Genomic DNA, 20,607 nt, shown 5'->3' on the forward strand with positions numbered 1-20,607 from the left:
GGTTGACACAAGCAAGTAAGCCTCGTTGGTCAAGCGGTTAAGACGCTGCCCTCTCACGGCAGAATCAGCGGTTCGATTCCGCTACGAGGTACTGAGCAGAGCACTTGGTGAGGTTCTATCGAACCTAGTGCGAGCCATGGGGATGCACTTAACGAGGTCCTTTCGAGTTTAGTGCAGTATCCCAGACTGTTAATAGAACAGCCCAACCCGAAACCAGACTTCATAAGAGTCTGGATTTTTTTTACCTTAATAAATAGACTGTTTACAAATTAGCAATCACACGTTATAATATTACGCAGAAGTGGACTTTCGCGAGTCCACTTTTTGTGTGCATAGGATTTTACAAAGGAGTATTTATGGCACGTAAGAATGATATTGAGAAGAAGACTGAAGAGCTTCTTACTCCCATCGCTGAAGCAAACGGCGTCAGCATTTACGATGTGGAGTATGTCAAGGAAGCGGGTGAGTGGTACCTTCGCTGTTACATTGATAAGGACGGCGGCGTAGATATCAACGACTGCGTCAATGTTAACAGAGCACTTTCCGATGCGCTTGACGTTGATGACTTTATAGAAGAGGCATATACCTTGGAAGTCAGCAGCCCCGGACTCGGACGTCAGCTCAAGAAAGACAGACATTTTCAGAACAGCATAGGTATGGACGTAGAACTCAAGCTTTTTAAGGCAAGAGACGGTGTTAAGGAGTTTGCCGGTACACTTAAGAGTTTTGATGACACTTCGGTTACCGTAACTATAAATGACAAAGATGAGACTTTTATAAGAAAAGAGATATCAGTTATTAAGCTTGCTCTTGATTTTTAATCTGAGCGGAAAAAGGAGATTACGATGAGTAAAGAATTAATGGATGCCCTTGACCTTTTGGAGAAGGAGAAGAACATCAGCAAGGATTCTCTGTTCGATGCGATCGAGAATTCACTTATCACAGCCTGCAAGAACAATTTCGGAAAGGCTGAGAACATCAAAGTTGAAGTTGACAGAGACAACTGTGATTTCAAGTGCTATGCAGAGAAGACGGTTGTTGAGACTGCAGATGATGTTATGGATCCCATGCTTGAGATTTCACTTGATGATGCCAAGAAGATCAGCAAGAAGAGCAAGGTTGGAGATGTTGTAAACGTATCACTCAACTCCAAGGAGTTCGGACGTATCGCAACTCAGAATGCGAAGAACGTTATCCTTCAGAAGATTCGTGAGGAAGAGCGCGGTGCGATCTACAACGAGTATTTTGAAAAAGAGCATGACATTGTAACAGGTGTCATTCAGAGATATATCGGTAAGAACATCAGCATCAACCTCGGACGTGCAGATGCAATCCTCAATGAGAACGAGCAGGTTGAGGCTGAGGCTAAGTCAGGCTTCTACAGACCTACATCTCGTATCAGAGTGTATGTGCTTGAGGTTAAGAACGGTTCCAAGGGACCCAGAATCCTTGTTTCAAGAACACATCCCGATCTCGTTAAGAGACTTTTCGAGCAGGAAGTTGCCGAGATTCAGGACGGAACTGTTGAGATCAAGAGCATTGCAAGAGAAGCAGGCAGCCGTACCAAGATCGCTGTTTACTCACACAACCCCAACGTTGATGCCGTTGGTGCATGCGTAGGTGTTAACGGAGCAAGAGTTAATCTTATCGTTGATGAGCTTAACGGCGAGAAAATCGACGTTATCAACTGGGATGAGAACCCCGGTAACCTTATACAGAATGCTCTTTCACCTGCTAAGATCGTTGCGGTATTCGCAGATCCCGATGAGAAGAGCGCCAAGGTAGTCGTTCCCGATTATCAGCTTTCACTTGCTATCGGTAAGGAAGGACAGAATGCTCGTCTTGCAGCAAGACTTACAGGATATAAGATCGACATCAAGAGCGAGACTCAGGCTAAGGATGCTCCCGGATTCCGTATGGAAGACTATCTTGATGATGAAGATTACGATGATGAGGATTATGAAGGCGAGTACGAGGAAGAGGAGATCGAAGAGATCGATGAGACTTCTGAGGATGCCGACGTAGAGGAATAAGATGCAAAAAAAGATTCCAACAAGAAAATGTGTCGGATGCGGCGAAATGAAGGATAAAAGAGAACTCGTAAGAGTCATCAAGACTCCCGAGGATGAGATCCTTCTCGATACGACAGGAAGAGCGAACGGAAGAGGTGCTTATATCTGCAACAACATTGATTGCTTTAAAATGGCACTTAAGAACAAAGGACTTGAACGTTCACTCAAGGCACAGATTCCCGAAGATGTACTTGATAAGTTAAGTAAAGAGTTTGGAGAGTAAATTGGATTCTAATTCAAAAAAAGTTTATTCCATGTTGGGGCTTTGCATGAGAGCGGGTAAGCTTAAGAGCGGCGAATTATCGGTTCTTGAAGCTGTTCGCGCTAAAAAAGCCCATGTAGTTATAGTCAGTGATGACGCTTCCGAAAATACCAAGAAGCAATTCGCTGATAAGTGTAGTTATTATAAGGTGCCCATTGTTTTTTTTGGAGACAAGGAGAGCCTGGGACACGCAATAGGTAAGGGTGTTCGAACAAGCCTGGTAGTCACTGACGAGGGGCTGGCGAAGTCGCTTTTAAAGAACTTACTCTTAGAAGATCAGTTTGGAGGAAATGTGAATGGCAAAAATTAAGATATCTGACCTTGCGGTGGAGCTTGGATGCGAAGGAAAAGAGCTGATAAGCTACGCTCAGGAGAATGGAATAGAGGCGAAGCGTTCGAACAGTTCTATCGAAGAGTCCGATGCTGATAAGATAAGAAAGCATTTTAAGGGCAAAAAGACAACCGCAGAGGCACCCAAGAAAGAAGCTAAACCTGCCAAGGAAGCTAAACCTGCCAAGGAGGCTGCTGAGGCCAAGGCTGTGGAGAAGGAAGTAAAAGAATCTAATGCGGAAGCTGCCAAGGCATCTGCAGAGGACGCTCCCAAGAAAAAGAAGAAGATCATCATGGTTACCAATGCAGGTAATTCCAAGATGGGCGGCTTCAACGGACAGGGAGGAAACTCCGGCAACCAGAGACCTCGTGACAACAGACAGGACAGAGGCGGAAACAACAGACGCGGAACATTCGCTCAGTCACAGAATGTTTATCATCCTATCAAGCCTTTGACAGCGCCTTCACAGCTTGACAGCTATGATAACGCATATAACAAGACTCAGCCCGCTGCTAAGCCCGCTCCTGCCAAGAAGGAAGCACCTGCAGCACCTGCACCCAAGCAGGCACCTGTTAAGGAGAATGTGGCAAAAGAAACACCTCAGAACAGAGATGTTTCAAGAGAGAGAACACAGGCTCCCGACAGAAACAGAGACAACAGAAATAATCGTCAGGGCGCACAGGGAAATGCACCCAGAGGCGACAGAAATAATTTCCAGAACAGACAGGGCGGCCAGAACGGCGGCTTCCGCAGAGACGACAACAGAAACGGCGGAGCAGGTCAGAACGGCGGAAAGTTCGGTCAGAGAAATGACAATAAGTTCGGCGGCGGAAACAAGTTCGACAAGGGCGGAAGAGGCAACTTTGCAGATGCTCCTTCAGCTAAGGAAGGACAGGGCCGCAGAGACGAAGAAAGAAGAAGACTCGGTCAGGAGAAGGATAAGAGAAACAAGAAGGATCTTGCTTACGAGCAGGAAGAGATGATGCCGAGAAGTAAGAGAGTCGGCAGATTCATCAAGCCTGAGGTTAAGAAGGTTGAAGAACCCGAAGAGCAGATCAAGGTTATCTCTATTCCCGAGAAGGTTTCTATTAAGGAACTTGCCGAGAAGATGAAGATGCAGCCTTCAGTTATCATCAAGAAGCTCTTTATGGCAGGACAGGTTTCTACCGTTAATACAGAGCTTACTTATGAAGAGGCTGAGAATATCGCTATCGAATACGACATCATCTGCGAGAAGGAGATTCCCGTTGATATCATCGAAGAACTCCTTAAAGAGGATGAGGATGCACCCGAGACACTTAAGAAGAGACCTCCTGTTGTCTGCGTAATGGGTCACGTTGACCATGGTAAGACATCACTTCTTGACGCTATCCGTAAGACAAGCGTTACAGATCGTGAGGCAGGCGGTATCACACAGAGAATCGGTGCTTATACAGTATCTGTAAATGACCAGAAGATCACATTCCTTGATACTCCCGGTCACGAAGCGTTCACAGCAATGCGTATGCGTGGTGCTACATCAACAGATATCGCTGTTCTTGTAGTTGCTGCCGATGACGGTGTAATGCCTCAGACAATCGAGGCTATCAACCATGCCAAGGCTGCAGAGGTTGAGATCATTGTTGCGGTTAACAAGATTGATAAGCCCAATGCCAATATAGATAAGGTTAAGCAGGAGATGACCGAATACGGCCTTATCTCTACAGATTGGGGCGGAACAACAGAGTTCGTTCCCGTATCCGCTAAGTCAGGTGAAGGTATCGAGACACTTCTTGAGACCATCATTCTTACAGCAGATATCCTTGAGCTCAAGGCTAACCCCGACAGAGAGGCAAGAGGACTTGTCCTTGAGGCAAGACTTGATAAGGGTCGTGGTCCTGTAGCAAACGTACTTGTTCAGAAGGGTACACTCCATGTCGGAGACTTCATTTCTGCAGGCGCAAGCTCAGGTAAGGTTAGAGCGATGGTTGACGATAAGGGCAACAAGCTTAAGGAAGCACGTCCTTCACAGCCTGTTGAGATCCTCGGACTTTCCGATGTTCCCAACGCAGGTGAGGTATTCCTCGGACATGAGACAGATAAGCAGGCTAAGCAGTATGCCAACACTTATCTCCAGCAGCATAAGAAAGACCTTATCGAAGAGACCAAGGCTAAGATGTCGCTTGACGATCTTTATTCCAAGATTGAGGAAGGAAGACTTCAGGAACTCAACATCATTATCAAAGCCGACGTTCAGGGTAGCGTAGAGGCCCTCAAGCAGAGCCTTCTTAAGCTTTCCAACGAAGAGGTTGTTGTTAAGGTTATTCACGGCGGTGTTGGTGCGATCACAGAGTCTGATGTTACTCTTGCCGCAGCTTCTAACGCAGTTATTATCGGTTTCGACGTTCGTCCCGATGCTACAGCTAAGAGCATGGCAGAGCACGAAGGCGTTGAGATCAAGCTTTATAAGGTTATTTACCAGGCAATCGAGGAGATTGAGTTTGCCATGAAGGGTATGCTTGCTCCCATCTATGAGGAGAGAGTTACCGGACATGCCGAAGTTCGTCAGATCTTCAAGGCTTCCAAGGTTGGTAACATCGCAGGTTCCTTCGTTAAGGACGGTGTTATCAAGAAAGACTCCAAGGTTAGGATCACAAGAGACGGTGAGCAGATCTTCGAAGGTGATCTTGCTTCCCTTAAGAGATTCAAGGATGACGCCAAGGAAGTTAAGGAAGGCTTCGAGTGCGGTCTTGTATTTGACGGATTCGACCAGATTCACGAAGGTGATATGGTAGAGGCATACGAGATGGTTGAGGTTCCTCGTACATAAGTGATATAGGGACTAAAAGGCAAAGATTGCCGTGCCGGCACAATGCAATCCGTATATCGCGGAAAGAATAATATATGAGAAAAAACAGCAATAAGAATAAAAGAATAAACGGAGAGGTTATGAAGGTTATCTCAGAGGCCATCCGTTACAGTAAAGATCCCAGGATCAGCCCCATGACATCCGTTATGGATGTCGAGGTTGCTCCCGATCTTAAGACCTGCAAAGTATGGGTTACCGTCATGGGTAATGACGAGGACAGAGAGCGTACTTTGGAGGGACTTAAGAGTGCTGCGGGATACGTTCGCAGCACACTTGCAAAAGAGCTTAACATGAGATATACACCCGAAATCAGATTCATCATGGACGACTCCATTGAGTATGCAATCGATATGTCAAAGAAGATTGATGAGATAGCTGCCAAGGATAACGAGGCCAGAAGAGCCCGCGGAGAAGAGAATGAAGATTGATGAGTTAATGAACGAAGTACGCACGGTCGGAATAGGCGGACATATTCGTCCGGACGGAGACTGTGTGGGATCGTGTCTTTCGATGTATCTTTATATTAAGAAGAACTATCCCGATGTAAAGGCGACTGTTTTTCTTGAGAAGATACCTCCTGAGCTTATGTTTATAAAAGACGCTGAGCTTGTTAACAACGACTTTTCGACGGATGTAGAGTCTTTTGACTTATTTATCGCACTTGATTGCGGCAAAGAAAGACTGGGAGATGCCGAGAAGTTTTTTGACAATGCAAAGCACACGGTTAATATCGATCATCATGTGAGCAATGAGGGAACGGGTGACGTCAATTACATCGTTCCTACGGCAAGCAGCGCATGCGAGCTTGTTTACGACGTTATAGACACAGACAAGATCGATGCGGAAATTGCGAAGGCTATTTACACCGGAATGGTTACGGATACCGGAGTTTTCAAGTATTCCAACACTTCACCCAAGACCATGAAGGTTGCGGCTGAGCTTATTTCCTACGGCTTTGATTTCGGAAGCCTTATCGATCATGTCTTTTATGAAAAGACATATCTTCAGAATCAGATACTTGGAAGAGCGCTCCTTGAGAGCATGCTCGTACTTGACGGAAGATGTATTGTTTCCGTTATTTCCAAGCAAACAATGGATTTTTACGGGGCATCAAGCAATGACCTTGACGGTATCGTAAGCCAGATGCTTCTTACTATCGGCGTTGATTGCTCGCTCTTTATGTATGAGATATCACCGCTTGAATATAAGGTTAGTCTTCGTAGTAACGGCGCGGTTGACGTTGCCAAGATAGCCGGACTTTTCGGTGGCGGCGGACATACAAGAGCCGCAGGATGCACAGTCAACGGCACATGTCATGATGTTATCAACAATATAGTTAAGTATATCCATCACCAGATGGAAGCATAAAACGAATTTAAGGGTACCCATATAGTCAGTATTTGGGTACCTTTTTAAGAAAGAGCGTATGAATAATTACAACGGACTCATAAATATATATAAGGAACCCGGATTTACGTCCAACGATGTTGTGGCCAAGCTTCGCGGAATTTTAAGGCAAAAGAAAATAGGCCACACCGGAACTCTTGATCCCGATGCCGTCGGGGTTCTTGTGGTGTGCCTCGGAACGGGTACCAAGCTTGTTGAGATGCTCACAGACCACGATAAAGAATATATCGCAGTGTGCAGACTGGGCGTTGTTACGGATACTCAGGATATGTCGGGTAACGTTCTTGAGACAAGCGAAGTTAACGTGACAAGAGAAGAGCTTCACGAAGCGGCAAGAGCTTTTGTGGGAGACTATGATCAGATCCCACCTATGTATTCTGCGATCAAACAGGGCGGTAAGAAGCTATATGAGCTTGCCAGAGAGGGAATCGAAGTAGAGAGAAAACCACGCCATGTACACATCGGCGCGATCATGATCCTGGATGATTCTCATCTTGAGAAAGAACACTTTTTTACCATGGAAGTTAAATGCTCCAAGGGTACATATATAAGAACGCTTTGCCACGATATCGGTCAGAGACTTGGATGCGGAGCGGCGATGCAGCATCTTACAAGAACCAAAGTCGGTGCATTCGGACTTGAGGATGCGATCACTCTCACGCAGGTTGAGGAACTTAGAGACGCAGGAACGCTTGGTGAGAAGATAAAGTCCCCCGAGTATATTTTCAGAGACCTTGATAAGATCCATGTCAAAGACAGTGCAAGAAAGCTTCTTGAAAACGGCAACAGTTTCAGGAAGGACAACATCCTCAGCGAAGATCCCGCGGACGTTAACGACACGGAATTTGAAGAGAGTATGTTTGTTGATAAAGACACGGTCAGAGTTTATTCCGAGGACGATACCTTTTTTGGTATATACAAATACAACGAGAAAACAAGACAGTTTGACGTTGTGAAATTTTTCTATGAAGGTTAATGATGCGAATAATCAGTAAGCACGAAGAATTTAATATAAAAGACAAAACGGCGATCGCGATAGGTAAGTTCGATGGCATACACCTTGGGCACAGAGAGCTTTTATCAAGGATTGTCGATAAAAAGAAGGACGGTCTTAAGAGCGTTATCTTTACCTTTGATCCGTCGCCCGAAGAGTTTTTTATGGGAAAAAAGATGCCTCAGCTTTTTACACGTGATGAGAAGAGAAGGGCTTTTGAAAAGCTGGGAATAGACATTCTGGTTGAGTTTCCACTTAATGAAGTAACCGCAGCTACGCACCCCGAAGACTTTGTAAGACGTATTTTGGTAAAAGAGCTTGGAGCAAAATTTATCGCTGCCGGATCGGATGTTTCTTTTGGCGACAAAGGAAAAGGCGACAGCGCGCTTCTTGAGAGCCTTAAGGATGAGCTTGATTATGAGCTTTGCATCATCGATAAGGTTCAGGTCGACGGAGAGGAAGTAAGCTCAACAAGAGTCAGGAACGCCGTTGCCGACGGGGAGATGCTTCTTACAGAGAGGCTTCTTGGCGATAAGTACAGCGTAAGCGGAACGGTACAGCAGGGTAACCGCATAGGCAGAACCATCGGAGTTCCCACGGTAAACATTCATCCCGAGATGTACAAGCTTCTTCCGCCTTACGGAGTTTACAGCAGCATAGTCGTTATCGACGGCGCTGAGTATAAAGGAATGACCAACATCGGCAGAAAGCCTACAATCTCAGAAAAAGAGAGGGTTGGCGTAGAGACATATATCTATGATTTTGACGAAGATGTTTACGGAAAATTCATTGAAGTAAGGCTTGGAGCTTTCGTTAGACCTGAGATGAAGTTTGATAGCATCGATGCCCTTAAGGCACAGATCAAACAGGACCTAAAGAATTCTTATGAGTCATGACTGTTTTTTTGTATGGAAATAGATGTGATTCACTTAACAAATTTGACATAAATATGTAATGTGTGATATGATAAATGCGTGTGGTTTTTTCCACACGTGTTTTTTGTAAAAGGAAAGGAGAAAATAATGAAAAAAACAGGACGAAAGATAATTTTTGGACTTGTAACAATGGGGATGCTCGCAGTTACAGGTGCTTCGGCAATTGTTGGAGAGATACCTGCCGAGAAAATCGAAACAGTTGAATATAAGATGGAGAAGAACGATTCTAGCCTTGTTAGTGGCCCCTATGATTTAAAGTGGACATATGATCGCAATAAAAAAGGACAGTATGTAACTACCTTTGATGAGGCTATAAATATATATATAACATTTAGACAAAGGTATGCGCTTGTTAATATTAAAGGATATGATAAACCGGTTTTGATTCGGGCGATGGAAGAAGATAGACGTGATAATTTGACGTATAATGTACAAGTATATACTGAACAGGGAAAAAATAAACCGCTAAAAATGGTGGGCGAGTTGGAGTCAGATTTTCCAATTACAATGAAGGATGGCGTTATTTATGCAAATAGTAGTAGGTCATATGAAACATATGTAGTTTCCTCTGATGGTAAACGATTGGTTCCTAAGGACTATATTAATTTCAACGGTTGGTCAGGATATACAAATTCATCAGGGGCTGAAAGTACAAGGGTTTCTTATAAAGGAGATGCTATAAAGGTAAGTAATTTATGGAAAAGCACATATGAAAAATCCCATTTAATAAATTTTGTACCTGGTAAGGGCAATGCTTGAATATTCTTTACACGTTTGAATTTATATGCTAGAATTAGTAAGTTGTTGGGAGACTGACAACTGTTACAGAACTACCGTTACTGAAGGATGCGGATACTCCAACCCGTTCTCGGTAATTGGCGGATTCAAGTTTTATAGTTTTTATAAGGAGAAAGAAATGATTTCAAAAGAGAAAAAGTCAGAAGTTATCAGCAAGTTTGCAAGAAAGGCCGGAGATACAGGTTCACCGGAGGTTCAGGTAGCTATCCTTACTGAGAGAATTCAGGAGCTCAATGCTCACCTTCAGCAGAACCCTAAGGACAACCACTCAAGAAGAGGTCTTCTTAAGCTCGTAGGTCAGAGACGTAGACTTCTCGGATACCTTAAGAATAAGGATATCGAAGCTTATCGTAAGCTTATCGCAGACCTTGGTCTTAGAAAGTAATCTGATTAAAAAGGCGGGATGAGGCTGACTAAAGTCAGTCTATTCCGTCTTTACTTTTTTTCTAAAGGTTTCTATATGATATGCGGATTCAAAGTTGTAGCAAAGTGCGTGGTGAACAGGCGGCACGCCTTTTGCTATAACCTTGAAGACTGTATATCATATAAGTTTATATGATGAAAGGATGAATAATATGGTAAAGACTTACACAATGGAACTTGCCGGACGTACTCTTAAGGTTGAGATCGGCAAGGTCGGAAAACAGGCTAACGGATGTGCATTCATGCAGTATGGTGATACAACGGTTCTTTGTACAGCAACTGCTTCAGCAAAACCCAGAGACGGAATTGATTTCTTCCCGCTCAGCGTTGAGTACAGCGAGAAGTTCTACGCAGTGGGCAAGTTCCCCGGCGGATATAACAAGAGAGAGGGTAAGCCCTCTGAGAACGCGATTCTTACAAGCCGCGTTATCGACAGACCTATGCGTCCTCTTTTCCCCAAGGATTACAGAAATGACGTAACTATCGAGACTATGGTAATGGCAGTTGATCCTCAGTGCCGTCCCGAGCTCGTTGCTATGCTTGGTGCTTCAGTATCTGTTTCAATCTCAGATATTCCTTTTGACGGCCCTTGCGCTATGACACAGATGGGTATGATCGACGGTGAGCTCATCGTTAACCCTACTCAGGAGCAGTGGAACACAGGTGACCTCAAGCTTACAGTTGCATCTGTAGGACAGAAGGTTATCATGATCGAGGCAGGTGCCAACGAGGTTCCCGAGGAGAAGATGAAGGAAGCCATCTACAAGGCTCACGAAGTTAACCTTCAGATCATAGAGTTCTTCAAGGGTATCGTAGCTGAGGTTGGTAAGGCTAAGCACGAGTACACAAGCTGCGCAGTTCCCGAAGAGCTCTTTGCAGCCATCAAGGAAGTTGTTCCTCCGGAAGAGATGGAGAAGGCGGTCTTCACAGATGACAAGCAGACAAGAGAGAACAATATCGCAGAGATCACAGACAGACTCACAGAGAAATTTGCAGAGAACGAAGAGTGGCTCGCAATTCTCGGTGAAGCTATATATCAGTATGAGAAGAAGACAGTTCGTAAGATGATCCTCAAAGATCACAAGAGACCTGACGGACGTGATATCAAGCAGATCAGACCTCTTTCAGCAGAAGTTGATCTTATTCCCAGAGTACATGGAAGTGCTATGTTCACTCGTGGACAGACACAGATCTGTGACGTTACAACTCTTGCACCTCTTTCAGAGGCTCAGAAGGTTGAGGGAATGGATGCTTTCGCTCAGGACAAGAGATATGTACATCACTACAACTTCCCTGCATATTCAGTAGGTGAGACCAAGGTTTCAAGAGGTCCCGGACGTCGTGAGATCGGTCACGGAGCACTCGCTGAGAGAGCACTTCTTCCTGTACTTCCCAGCGTTGAGGAGTTCCCTTATGCTATCCGTTGCGTATCAGAGACATTTGAGTCTAACGGATCAACATCAATGGCTTCAACATGCGCATCATGTATGTCACTTATGGCTGCAGGTGTTCCCATCAAGAAGATGGTTGCAGGTATCAGCTGCGGTCTTGTAACAGGCGATACAGACGATGATTTCATCGTTCTTACAGATATCCAGGGCCTTGAGGACTTCTTCGGAGACATGGACTTCAAGGTAACAGGAACAAAAGACGGTATCACAGCTATCCAGATGGATATTAAGATCCACGGTCTTACAAAGCCTATCGTTGAGACAGCTATCGAGCAGTGCCGTGAGGCTAGATTCTTCATCATGGACGAGTGCATGAGCAAGGCAATTGCAGAGCCTCGTAAGGAAGTTAACCAGTACGCTCCCAAGATCGTATCTGTTCAGATCGATCCCGAGAAGATCGGTGACGTTGTTGGTCAGAGAGGTAAGACAATCAACGAGATCATCGCTCGTACAGGCGTTAAGATCGATATCACAGATGACGGTAAGGTTTCAGTTTGCGGCGAGGATCAGGAGATGCTCCAGAAGGCTGTAGACATGGTAAACATCATCGTTACAGACTTTGAGAAGGGTCAGACTTTCACAGGTAAGGTTGTAAGCATCAAGGAGTTCGGTGCATTCGTTGAGTTCGCTCCCGGTAAAGAGGGAATGGTTCACATCAGCAAGATCTCCAAGGAGAGAATCGATCGCGTAGAGGACGTTCTTACACTTGGCGATACAGTTAAGGTTGTATGCCTTGGCAAGGACAAGATGGGCAGAATCAGCTTCTCTATCAAGGACGCTAAGTAATCACCTGACGAGGTTTTTTCGAGTCTGGTGTACTACTTAGTTCTGGCGAGCACGAAGTGCGAGAGCAGAACTTCCTTGTATATAATTTTAAAAATAAAGGGGCCGGCGTGTTTTTGCATACCGGCCTCATACTTAGTTAAGGACAATAAAATGAGTAACACAAAAGAGACAATAAACGAGATAAATAAGAGGCGAACCTTCGCCATCATTTCCCACCCCGATGCAGGTAAGACAACACTTACCGAGAAGTTCCTTCTCTACGGAGGAGCGATCAATATGGCGGGAAGCGTTAAAGGTAAGGCTACGGCAAGACATGCGGTATCCGACTGGATGGAGATTGAGAAGCAGCGTGGTATTTCCGTTACTTCTTCGGTTCTTCAGTTTAACTATGAGGATTGCTGCATCAATATTCTTGATACTCCGGGTCACCAGGATTTCTCTGAGGATACCTACAGAACACTTATGGCTGCGGATTCTGCTGTCATGGTAATTGACGCAAGTAAGGGCGTTGAGGCACAGACAAGAAAGCTTTTCAAAGTCTGCGCAATGAGCCATATTCCGATATTTACCTTTATCAACAAGCTGGATAGAGATGCAATGGATACATTCGATCTTCTTGATGATATCGAGAATAACCTTGGTATCGCCACATGCCCTATGAACTGGCCTATCGGTTCAGGTAAGAACTTCAAGGGTATCTACGACAGAAGAGAAGGACATATCGTTACTTTCTCAGAGACTCAGAAGGGAACCAAAGAGGGAAAAGAAACTTTTATAACCCTCGACGATAAAGCAGCTATAGACAGCGAGATCGGCGCAGAAGCATATGAAAAGCTTCAGGGCGAGATAGAGCTTCTTGACGGAGCAGGAGCTGAGTACGACCTTGATAAGGTTCGTGCGGGTGAACTTACACCTGTATTCTTCGGATCTGCTCTTCAGAACTTTGGTGTTGAGCTTTTCCTTCACCATTTCCTTAAGATGGCGACTCCTCCCACAGGAAGAACATCGGCCGACGGTGAGAAGGTCGATCCTCTTGAGAGAGATTTCACGGCATTTGTATTCAAGATTCAGGCCAACATGAACAAGGCTCACAGAGACAGAGTTGCGTTTATGAGAATCTGTTCCGGAAGATATGATGCCGATAAGGAAGTTAAGCATGTTCAGAGCGGCAAAGTAATGAGACTTTCACAGCCTCAGCAGCTTATGGCCGATGAGCGTAAGATCTTAAGTGAGGCTTACGCAGGTGATATAATGGGTGTATTCGATCCCGGTATTTTTGCGATCGGAGATACCGTCTGCATGCCCAAGGACAATGTTGTATATGAGGGAATACCTACATTCGCACCCGAGCACTTTGCGAGAGTACGTCAGGTAGATACCATGAAGCGTAAGCAGTTTGTAAAGGGTATCACACAGATTGCGCAGGAAGGTGCCATTCAGATATTCCAGGAGTACAATACCGGACTTGAGGAGATCATCGTTGGCGTTGTAGGTGTACTGCAGTTTGATGTCTTGAAGTTTAGACTACAGAACGAGTACAATGTAGATATTATATTGGAGAATCTTCCTTACGAATATATCAGATGGGTTGATAACGAAGACGTTGATATGGCTTCACTTGTCGGAACTTCTGATATGAAAAAGATCAAAGATATGCATGACAGACCACTTCTTTTGTTTATTAACGAGTGGAGTGTGGGTATGACAATGGAGAGAAATAAGGGGCTTATTCTCTCAGAGTTTAAAAAGAACTAAGATAAGGTAAAGGGTTATGATCAAAGGAAAGAGAAAAATCGCGCTTATAATGACGCTTACATTGATAGCGCTGACAGGTTGTTCTTCAAAGGGGCTTGATAATTATCTGGAGACGCTTGGGTTAAAAGATCCTGAGTACAACGATACTTCAAATGAGGCTTCTGTCGGAGTTTCAGGTGTGGATTCCTATGTAACTTCAAGTGATAGCACGGAAGAAGCATCTTATCATGTAGTGGAAAAAGACGATGTTGTTGCTCCCGCAGAGGGTGCATCCAAACATGTTGAGAAGTACACAGAATCAGGCATAGAGACTTTATATAAAAAGCTTACCGGCGCCGAAGAAAAGGAAATGAAGGAAGCCAGGCTTGCCATCGGATTAACTGACGAGAACATCGCCAAGATGAAAAAAGAGCAGGCCGGCAAGTATTATTACGACAGGCTTACAGAAGCAGGTAAGACCATTTATGTTGAAGTGCTTACAATCCTCAACAATGAGGCGGAAAACATAGCTCTTTCATCTGTTATTAACGATGATGCCATTGAACTTGTTTTTTCATATGTAATGAACGATCATCCGGAGATTTTCTGGGTAAACGGATATAAGTTCACCAAGCATTCAATTGCGAATGAGGTCAAAAAAGTGACCTTCCAGGGAGATTATATCTATGAAAAGGCAGAGGTTGAGAGCCGTAAGAGCAAGATTAACGAATATGTAAATGAATGTCTTGCCAATGCCCCCTCATCGGATGATGATTACTATGCGATCAAGTATGTTTATGATTACATAATAGAGCATACCGAGTATGTATCGGGAGCTCCCGACAATCAGAATATCTGCTCGGTATTTATCACAGGAAAAAGTGTATGTAACGGTTATGCCAAGGCAACACAGTATCTTCTTGAAAAGCTTGGCATAGAATGCATTTTTGCTGAAGGTACGGTACGTACCATGAATAATGAGCGTGGCAAGCATGCATGGAACCTGGTAAAATCCAATGATAAATATTACTATGTAGATACCACATGGGGTGATTCATCCTATCAGGTGGGTTCGGGATCAAGCCTTGTTAATGACAGCAAGATGCTTGAGATCAATTATGACTATCTTTGCGTAACCACCAAAGATATCATGCAGACTCATACACTTTCCGATATCATACGCATGCCTGAATGTAACAGTCTCGAAGATAATTACTATGTCAGAGAAGATGAGTATTTCAAGACGGATGATATCTCTCTTGTGAAAGATCTTTTTGACAGAAGATACAAGGACGGAAGTGACAATGTCACCATCAAGTGTGCGGATAGGCAGGTATTTGATTCGCTTAAAAAGCAGCTTATAGATGACAGTAAAGTGTTTGATTATATGGACAGCGAGAAAAATACGGTGTCATACACGGTATTTGAGGATTCCGGGACCATTATCTTTTGGCTGTGATCATGTATTATCAAGCTTAGAATTATGATATACTTGAATAAGATTTTATACATACAGAGGTGAATAATATGGGAAAAGAAATTGCAGAGGTTGGATCGGTTAAGATTGCGGACGACGTAGTGGCAAGAATAGCAGCTCTTGCAGCTCTCGAAGTCGACGGAGTATCTGCAATGGCCGGTAATTATACAAGCGATGTTCTTGAAAAGGTAAGTCGCAAGAATCTTGCAAAGGGCGCAAAGGTACTTGTCGGACAGGCTGAGGTCAAAGTTGATCTGGCTCTTATGATGGCTTACGGCTATAACATTCCCGCAACCTGCCAGCAGGCCCAGACAAGAGTTAAGACAGCCGTTGAGAACATGACAGGCCTTGAGGTTACTGATGTTAACATCAGGATCGCAGGCATTACAATGCCTAAGGCATAAATAGCAGCTAAGGCGAATAGAAACAGAAGTAGGGAAAATATGATGAACAGAAGCTTATTGAGAGAGCAGGTTTTCAAGCTGCTCTTTCGTGTTGAATTCAATTCAAAAGAAGAGATGCCGGAGCAGGAGGAGCTTTTTACCTCAGCGGTAGATAATGATTTTTCAACCGCGGATGCTGACTACATCAGAGATAAATATGAGAAGATAGCCGAGAAACTTGATGATATCGACAAGGCTATCAATGACAAGACCAAGGGTTGGGATACTGCACGTATGGCCAAGGTCGATCTTACGATCATCAGACTTGCCGTATATGAGATACAGTATGACGAGACGGTTCCGACAGGAGTTGCCATCAACGAGGCAGTTGAACTTGCCAAGAAATTCGGACAAGACGGTTCACCTGCCTTTGTAAACGGAGTGTTAGCTAAATTTGCGGAGTGAGTATACAGTCACACAGGTTAATTCCTACATTAAGAATATGTTTACTCAGGACTTTCTCCTTAAATCGATAACGATCAAGGGAGAAGTAAGTAATTGTAAGTACCACTCTTCCGGACACATTTATTTTACGTTAAAGGATCGGGGTGGTGCTATTTCTTGCGTCATGTTTAGGGGCGACCGCGATAAGGGCGGCCTTAGATTTGATATGAAGGAAGGCCAGCAGGTCAAGGCATCCGGTACCGTCGATGTATATGAGAGAGACGGTAAATATCAGCTATATGCAAGGAAGATAGAGCTTGACGGTGAGGGAGCTCTTTTTGAAAAGTTTGAAGAGTTAAAGAAAAAGCTGGCGGAATCGGGAATGTTTGCCCAAGAATATAAGCAACCCATTCCTCCTTACATAAAGACTCTTGGCATAGTTACCGCTCCCACGGGCGCGGCCGTGCGGGATATAATCAATGTTTCGACCCGCAGAAATCCACATATTCAGATAATTCTTTATCCTGCCATAGTTCAGGGTGACCGGGCTGCCGAGAGTATTGTCAAAGGAATACAGACTTTGTCCGGTACTGACGTAGACGTTATCATAGTCGGACGTGGCGGAGGTTCTATAGAAGATTTATGGGCTTTCAATGAAGAAATAGTGGCTCAGGCCATTTTTGACTGCCCCGTTCCGATCATTTCAGCAGTTGGACATGAAACCGATATAACGATCGCGGATTATGTAGCGGACAGAAGAGCACCTACGCCTTCTGCGGCTGCGGAGCTTGCAGTATATGAATACGACAGATTTATTCAGGATCTTGAAGATTATTCTTATACTCTGCATAAAGGCATCGACAGAAAGCTACATGCGGCTAAGCTCCTTTGTGACGGATATGCCAAGTCGCTGAGACTTTTAAGCCCTATGGGCAAGATAAAGGACAGGCTCCTTAGAATGGATCAGTACGAGGATGCTCTTTCCAATCTTATGAAGAACAAGCTACAGGCTACAAGACACAGATTTATGATAGATACCGAGAGGCTTAAAGGTCTTTCACCTTTGGACAGACTCCTTGGAGGATATTCTTACGTTGCCGACAAAAAGTGCAAGAACATCCGCAGCATAAAAGGTATCAAGAAAGGCGACGAACTGTCTGTATATGTAAGCGACGGTATTATCAGTACCATAGTTGACGATACGTCCAAAGAAAAATGGGAGTAAGATATGGCGACCAAGAAGGAAAAAGAAGAAAAGCAGAAGCTCTCAGTTGAAGAGGCTTTTGCCAAGATAGAAGAAAAAATAGAGGCTCTTGAGAGCGATGATATTTCCTTAGAAGATTCTTTTAAAGAGTATCAGGAGGGAATGAAGCTTTTAAAGAGCTGTCATGATATGATAGAACAAGTGGAACAAAAAGTTCAGAAGATTGCCGAGGACGGCAGTCTGGAGGATTTTGAATAATTATGGGCGATACAGGTTTTGAGGCAGAACTTAAACAGAGAGTGGAATATATAGAGGGTGTTCTTAAGTCCGGGCTTCCCAAGGAGGAAGGCTATGCAAAGACCGTTATCGAGGCTATGAATTACAGCCTTATGGCGGGCGGCAAGAGACTTAGACCCATGATGATGCTGGAAACATATAGGCTTTTTGCGGGTGATTCCGCTGATGACGCGGTTATTCATCCGTTTATGACGGCTATGGAGATGATCCATACGTATTCACTGGTTCACGACGATCTTCCGGCTATGGACAACGATGAGTACAGAAGAGGAAGAAAGACGACACACGCTGTATACGGCGCGGGAATGGCGACGCTTGCGGGTGACGGACTTCTTAATCTTGCATATGAGACCGCGATTTCAGGTGCGGCGCTTGGGGCAGAGCTTTCCGAATATGACGGTGAGACTAAGAGCAGGTACCTTGCGGCGCTTAAGGTCCTTTCAACCAAGGCCGGAATCTACGGAATGGTAGGCGGACAGTGCGCGGATATCATGGCTGAGAACACCGATATCACGGACAAGGACGAGCTCTCTACGCTCCTTCGCTATATTGATGACAACAAGACGGGAGCTCTAATCGAGAGCAGTCTTATGATAGGCGCGATTCTCGGAGGTGCGAGTGCATCTCAGGTTAAGGCCATTGAGAAGGCAGGAAACAACGTCGGAGTTGCATTCCAGATTCAGGATGATATTCTTGATATCGTAGGAAACCTCGAAGAGCTGGGCAAGCCGATCGGTTCAGATGAGAAGAATCAGAAGACGACATATGTCAGTCTCTATGGCATGGAAGCTGCTAAAGATAAGGTAAAAGAGCTTTCGGATGAAGCTTCGGATATATTAAAAGAGCTTGGATTTAAAGATTCGTTTTTGGATAAGCTTTTCCAATACTTGATATACAGAAGGAAATGACATGTTACTAGATCAGATTAAAGATACGGGTGATATAAAGAAGATACCCCAGTCAAAATATCATATTCTTGCGCAGGAGATAAGAGAATTCCTCATAGATAAGATATCTGTGACAGGAGGTCATCTTGCGTCCAATCTGGGTGCCGTTGAGCTTACAATGGCTCTTCACCTTGCACTTAACCTTCCCAAAGATAAGATCATATGGGACGTTGGACACCAGGCATATACACATAAGATCCTTACCGGAAGAAAAGATAAGTTCGATACACTTCGTCAGTTTGGCGGCCTTTCGGGCTTTCCAAAAAGATGCGAGTCAGACACTGACTGTTTTGATACGGGACACAGCTCCAATTCTATCTCAGCGGGACTTGGTATGGTAAAGGCCAGAGATCTTGCCGGAGACGACTATGCTGTTGTATCCGTTATAGGTGACGGTTCTCTTACGGGCGGTCTTGCTTACGAAGCGCTCAACAACGCTTCCAAGCTTGATACCAATTTCATCATTATCTTAAATGATAATGAGATGTCCATCTCGGAGAGTGTCGGAGGTATGAGAAAGTACCTCAACAACGTTCGTACCGCACAGGGATATCTTACTCTTAAAGAGGACGTTTTTGCCCAGGTCGGAAATAACCACAAGGTTGTTGAGAGCATCAGAAGAGCCAAGAACTCTTTTAAACAGCTCTTTATCCCCGGGATGGTATTTGAGAACCTCGGTATCACTTACCTCGGACCTGTTGACGGTCATGATACGGTGAGCCTTGAAAAGACTATTAAAGAGGCCAGAAAAGTCAAAAAGGCCGTTATGATACATGTAATGACCAAGAAGGGTAAGGGCTATGAGCCTGCGGAAAGGCACCCTGCAAGATTCCACGGAACGGAACCTTTTATCGTAGAGAACGGACTTCCCAGGAACCCGAGAACAACTTCCAATTATCAGGATATCTTCAGTACCGTTATGTGCAAGCTCGGAGCAAGAGATGACAAGGTCGTTGCGATCACGGCTGCGATGGCTGACGGAACGGGACTTAAGAGATTCAGAAATATTTATCCCGATAGATTTATTGATGCGGGAATAGCGGAGGAACACGCTGTTTCTTTTGCCGCGGGAATGGCTGCAGGCGGATACAGACCGGTGTTTGCCGTATATTCATCATTCCTTCAAAGGGCATATGATCAGATCCTTGAGGATGTTTGTCTTCAGAATCTTCCTGTCGTATTTGCAATCGACAGAGCAGGCCTTGTAGGAAGCGACGGAGAGACGCATCAGGGAATATTTGATGTATCGTTTTTATCATCAATGCCAAACATGCATATAATGGCGCCCAAAAATAAATGGGAGCTTTCGGATATGCTTAAATATGCGGTCAACTTTGACGGACCTACTGCCGTAAGATATCCAAGGGGCAATGCGTACGACGGCCTTAAGGAATTCCGCGCGCCTATCGAGATGGGCAAATGTGAGCCTATCTATGAGGAGAAAGATATCTGTCTTCTTGCCGTCGGATGTATGGTCAAGATAGGTGAAGAGGTCAGAGAGATACTTAAGAATAACGGACTTAACTGCTCGCTTATAAATGCGAGATTTGTAAAGCCGATAGACACCGATTATATTCATACTGCGTCCGCATCGCACAGACTTCTTGTAACAATGGAAGAGAATGTCTTGAGCGGCGGCTACGGAGAGAAGGTTCGCGACTACGTTGACGAAAACAGGCTTGATGTCGGAGTTCTTAATATTGCGATCCCCGATCAGTTTGTAACTCACGGAAGCGTAGACAGACTCCGCAAGGAGCTCAGAATAGATGCACAGTCCATTGCTGAGAGAATAATGCAGGAGATACACAGATAAT

20 protein-coding genes and 1 tRNA gene are annotated in these 20,607 nt (G+C 44.6%); all 21 read left to right on the forward strand.

What is annotated here, in order from left to right; all coding sequences use genetic code 11:
- Positions 1-19 precede the first annotated feature (19 nt).
- The 21 genes from BM377_RS11520 to dxs all read left to right on the forward strand — a co-directional run bounded on the left by BM377_RS11520 (position 20) and on the right by dxs (position 20,606).
- Positions 20-91, forward strand: a tRNA-Glu gene (locus BM377_RS11520).
- Between the two features lie 265 nt (positions 92-356).
- Positions 357-821 carry a ribosome maturation factor RimP gene (gene rimP / locus BM377_RS11525; protein WP_092248381.1) on the forward strand — a complete coding sequence of 155 codons (465 nt, stop codon included), beginning with the start codon at positions 357-359 and terminating at the stop codon, positions 819-821.
- A 24-nt stretch (positions 822-845) separates the two neighbouring features.
- Positions 846-2,033 carry a transcription termination factor NusA gene (gene nusA / locus BM377_RS11530; protein ID WP_092248383.1) on the forward strand — a complete coding sequence of 396 codons (1,188 nt, stop codon included), beginning with the start codon at positions 846-848 and terminating at the stop codon, positions 2,031-2,033.
- Between the two features lies 1 nt (position 2,034).
- On the forward strand, positions 2,035-2,295 hold the full coding sequence (gene rnpM / locus BM377_RS11535) for an RNase P modulator RnpM (RefSeq protein WP_092248385.1): 261 nt from the start codon (positions 2,035-2,037) through the stop codon (positions 2,293-2,295).
- A gap of 1 nt (position 2,296) precedes the next feature.
- Positions 2,297-2,644, forward strand: a complete 348-nt coding sequence (locus BM377_RS11540) for a L7Ae/L30e/S12e/Gadd45 family ribosomal protein (RefSeq protein ID WP_256372420.1) — start codon at positions 2,297-2,299, stop codon at positions 2,642-2,644.
- Complete coding sequence (gene infB, locus BM377_RS11545; RefSeq protein ID WP_092248388.1) at positions 2,631-5,474, forward strand: translation initiation factor IF-2; 2,844 nt, start codon at positions 2,631-2,633, stop codon at positions 5,472-5,474. Before BM377_RS11540 ends, infB begins: the two co-directional genes overlap by 14 nt.
- A 74-nt stretch (positions 5,475-5,548) precedes the next feature.
- A complete protein-coding gene (rbfA, locus tag BM377_RS11550) occupies positions 5,549-5,941 on the forward strand; it encodes a 30S ribosome-binding factor RbfA (RefSeq protein WP_092248392.1) in 393 nt (130 codons plus the stop codon).
- A complete protein-coding gene (locus BM377_RS11555) occupies positions 5,931-6,881 on the forward strand; it encodes a DHH family phosphoesterase (protein ID WP_092248395.1) in 951 nt (316 codons plus the stop codon). Before rbfA ends, BM377_RS11555 begins: the two co-directional genes overlap by 11 nt.
- A 58-nt stretch (positions 6,882-6,939) precedes the next feature.
- Entirely contained in the window at positions 6,940-7,896 is a 957-nt protein-coding gene (gene truB / locus BM377_RS11560; RefSeq protein ID WP_092248398.1) for a tRNA pseudouridine(55) synthase TruB, read from the forward strand.
- Between the two features lie 2 nt (positions 7,897-7,898).
- Positions 7,899-8,810 carry a bifunctional riboflavin kinase/FAD synthetase gene (locus tag BM377_RS11565; RefSeq protein ID WP_092248401.1) on the forward strand — a complete coding sequence of 304 codons (912 nt, stop codon included), beginning with the start codon at positions 7,899-7,901 and terminating at the stop codon, positions 8,808-8,810.
- Between the two features lie 126 nt (positions 8,811-8,936).
- A complete protein-coding gene (locus BM377_RS11570; protein ID WP_092248404.1) occupies positions 8,937-9,608 on the forward strand; it encodes a hypothetical protein in 672 nt (223 codons plus the stop codon).
- A gap of 157 nt (positions 9,609-9,765) precedes the next feature.
- Entirely contained in the window at positions 9,766-10,032 is a 267-nt protein-coding gene (gene rpsO, locus BM377_RS11575) for a 30S ribosomal protein S15 (RefSeq protein WP_092248407.1), read from the forward strand.
- A gap of 190 nt (positions 10,033-10,222) precedes the next feature.
- Complete coding sequence (locus BM377_RS11580) at positions 10,223-12,307, forward strand: polyribonucleotide nucleotidyltransferase (RefSeq protein ID WP_092248410.1); 2,085 nt, start codon at positions 10,223-10,225, stop codon at positions 12,305-12,307.
- Positions 12,308-12,457: 150 nt separating this feature from the next.
- A complete protein-coding gene (locus tag BM377_RS11585; RefSeq protein WP_092248413.1) occupies positions 12,458-14,062 on the forward strand; it encodes a peptide chain release factor 3 in 1,605 nt (534 codons plus the stop codon).
- A gap of 16 nt (positions 14,063-14,078) precedes the next feature.
- Positions 14,079-15,500, forward strand: coding sequence for a transglutaminase domain-containing protein (locus BM377_RS11590; protein WP_092248416.1), 1,422 nt, complete (start codon positions 14,079-14,081; stop codon positions 15,498-15,500).
- Positions 15,501-15,568: 68 nt separating this feature from the next.
- Positions 15,569-15,922, forward strand: coding sequence for an Asp23/Gls24 family envelope stress response protein (locus tag BM377_RS11595; RefSeq protein WP_092248419.1), 354 nt, complete (start codon positions 15,569-15,571; stop codon positions 15,920-15,922).
- Positions 15,923-15,964: 42 nt separating this feature from the next.
- The gene (gene nusB / locus BM377_RS11600) at positions 15,965-16,366 is read left to right on the forward strand and encodes a transcription antitermination factor NusB (protein WP_092248472.1); all 402 of its coding nucleotides are present in this window, start codon (positions 15,965-15,967) and stop codon (positions 16,364-16,366) included.
- A complete protein-coding gene (xseA, locus tag BM377_RS11605; RefSeq protein WP_092248422.1) occupies positions 16,356-17,570 on the forward strand; it encodes an exodeoxyribonuclease VII large subunit in 1,215 nt (404 codons plus the stop codon). Before nusB ends, xseA begins: the two co-directional genes overlap by 11 nt.
- Positions 17,571-17,573: 3 nt before the next feature.
- A complete protein-coding gene (gene xseB, locus BM377_RS11610) occupies positions 17,574-17,807 on the forward strand; it encodes an exodeoxyribonuclease VII small subunit (RefSeq protein ID WP_092248425.1) in 234 nt (77 codons plus the stop codon).
- Positions 17,808-17,809: 2 nt separating this feature from the next.
- On the forward strand, positions 17,810-18,754 hold the full coding sequence (locus BM377_RS11615) for a polyprenyl synthetase family protein (RefSeq protein WP_092248428.1): 945 nt from the start codon (positions 17,810-17,812) through the stop codon (positions 18,752-18,754).
- 1 nt (position 18,755) lies between these two features.
- On the forward strand, positions 18,756-20,606 hold the full coding sequence (gene dxs / locus BM377_RS11620) for a 1-deoxy-D-xylulose-5-phosphate synthase (protein WP_092248431.1): 1,851 nt from the start codon (positions 18,756-18,758) through the stop codon (positions 20,604-20,606).
- Position 20,607 lies beyond the last annotated feature (1 nt).

This window comes from Butyrivibrio sp. INlla21 (assembly GCF_900116875.1).
In the GTDB taxonomy this organism is placed as follows: Bacteria; Bacillota; Clostridia; order Lachnospirales; family Lachnospiraceae; genus Butyrivibrio.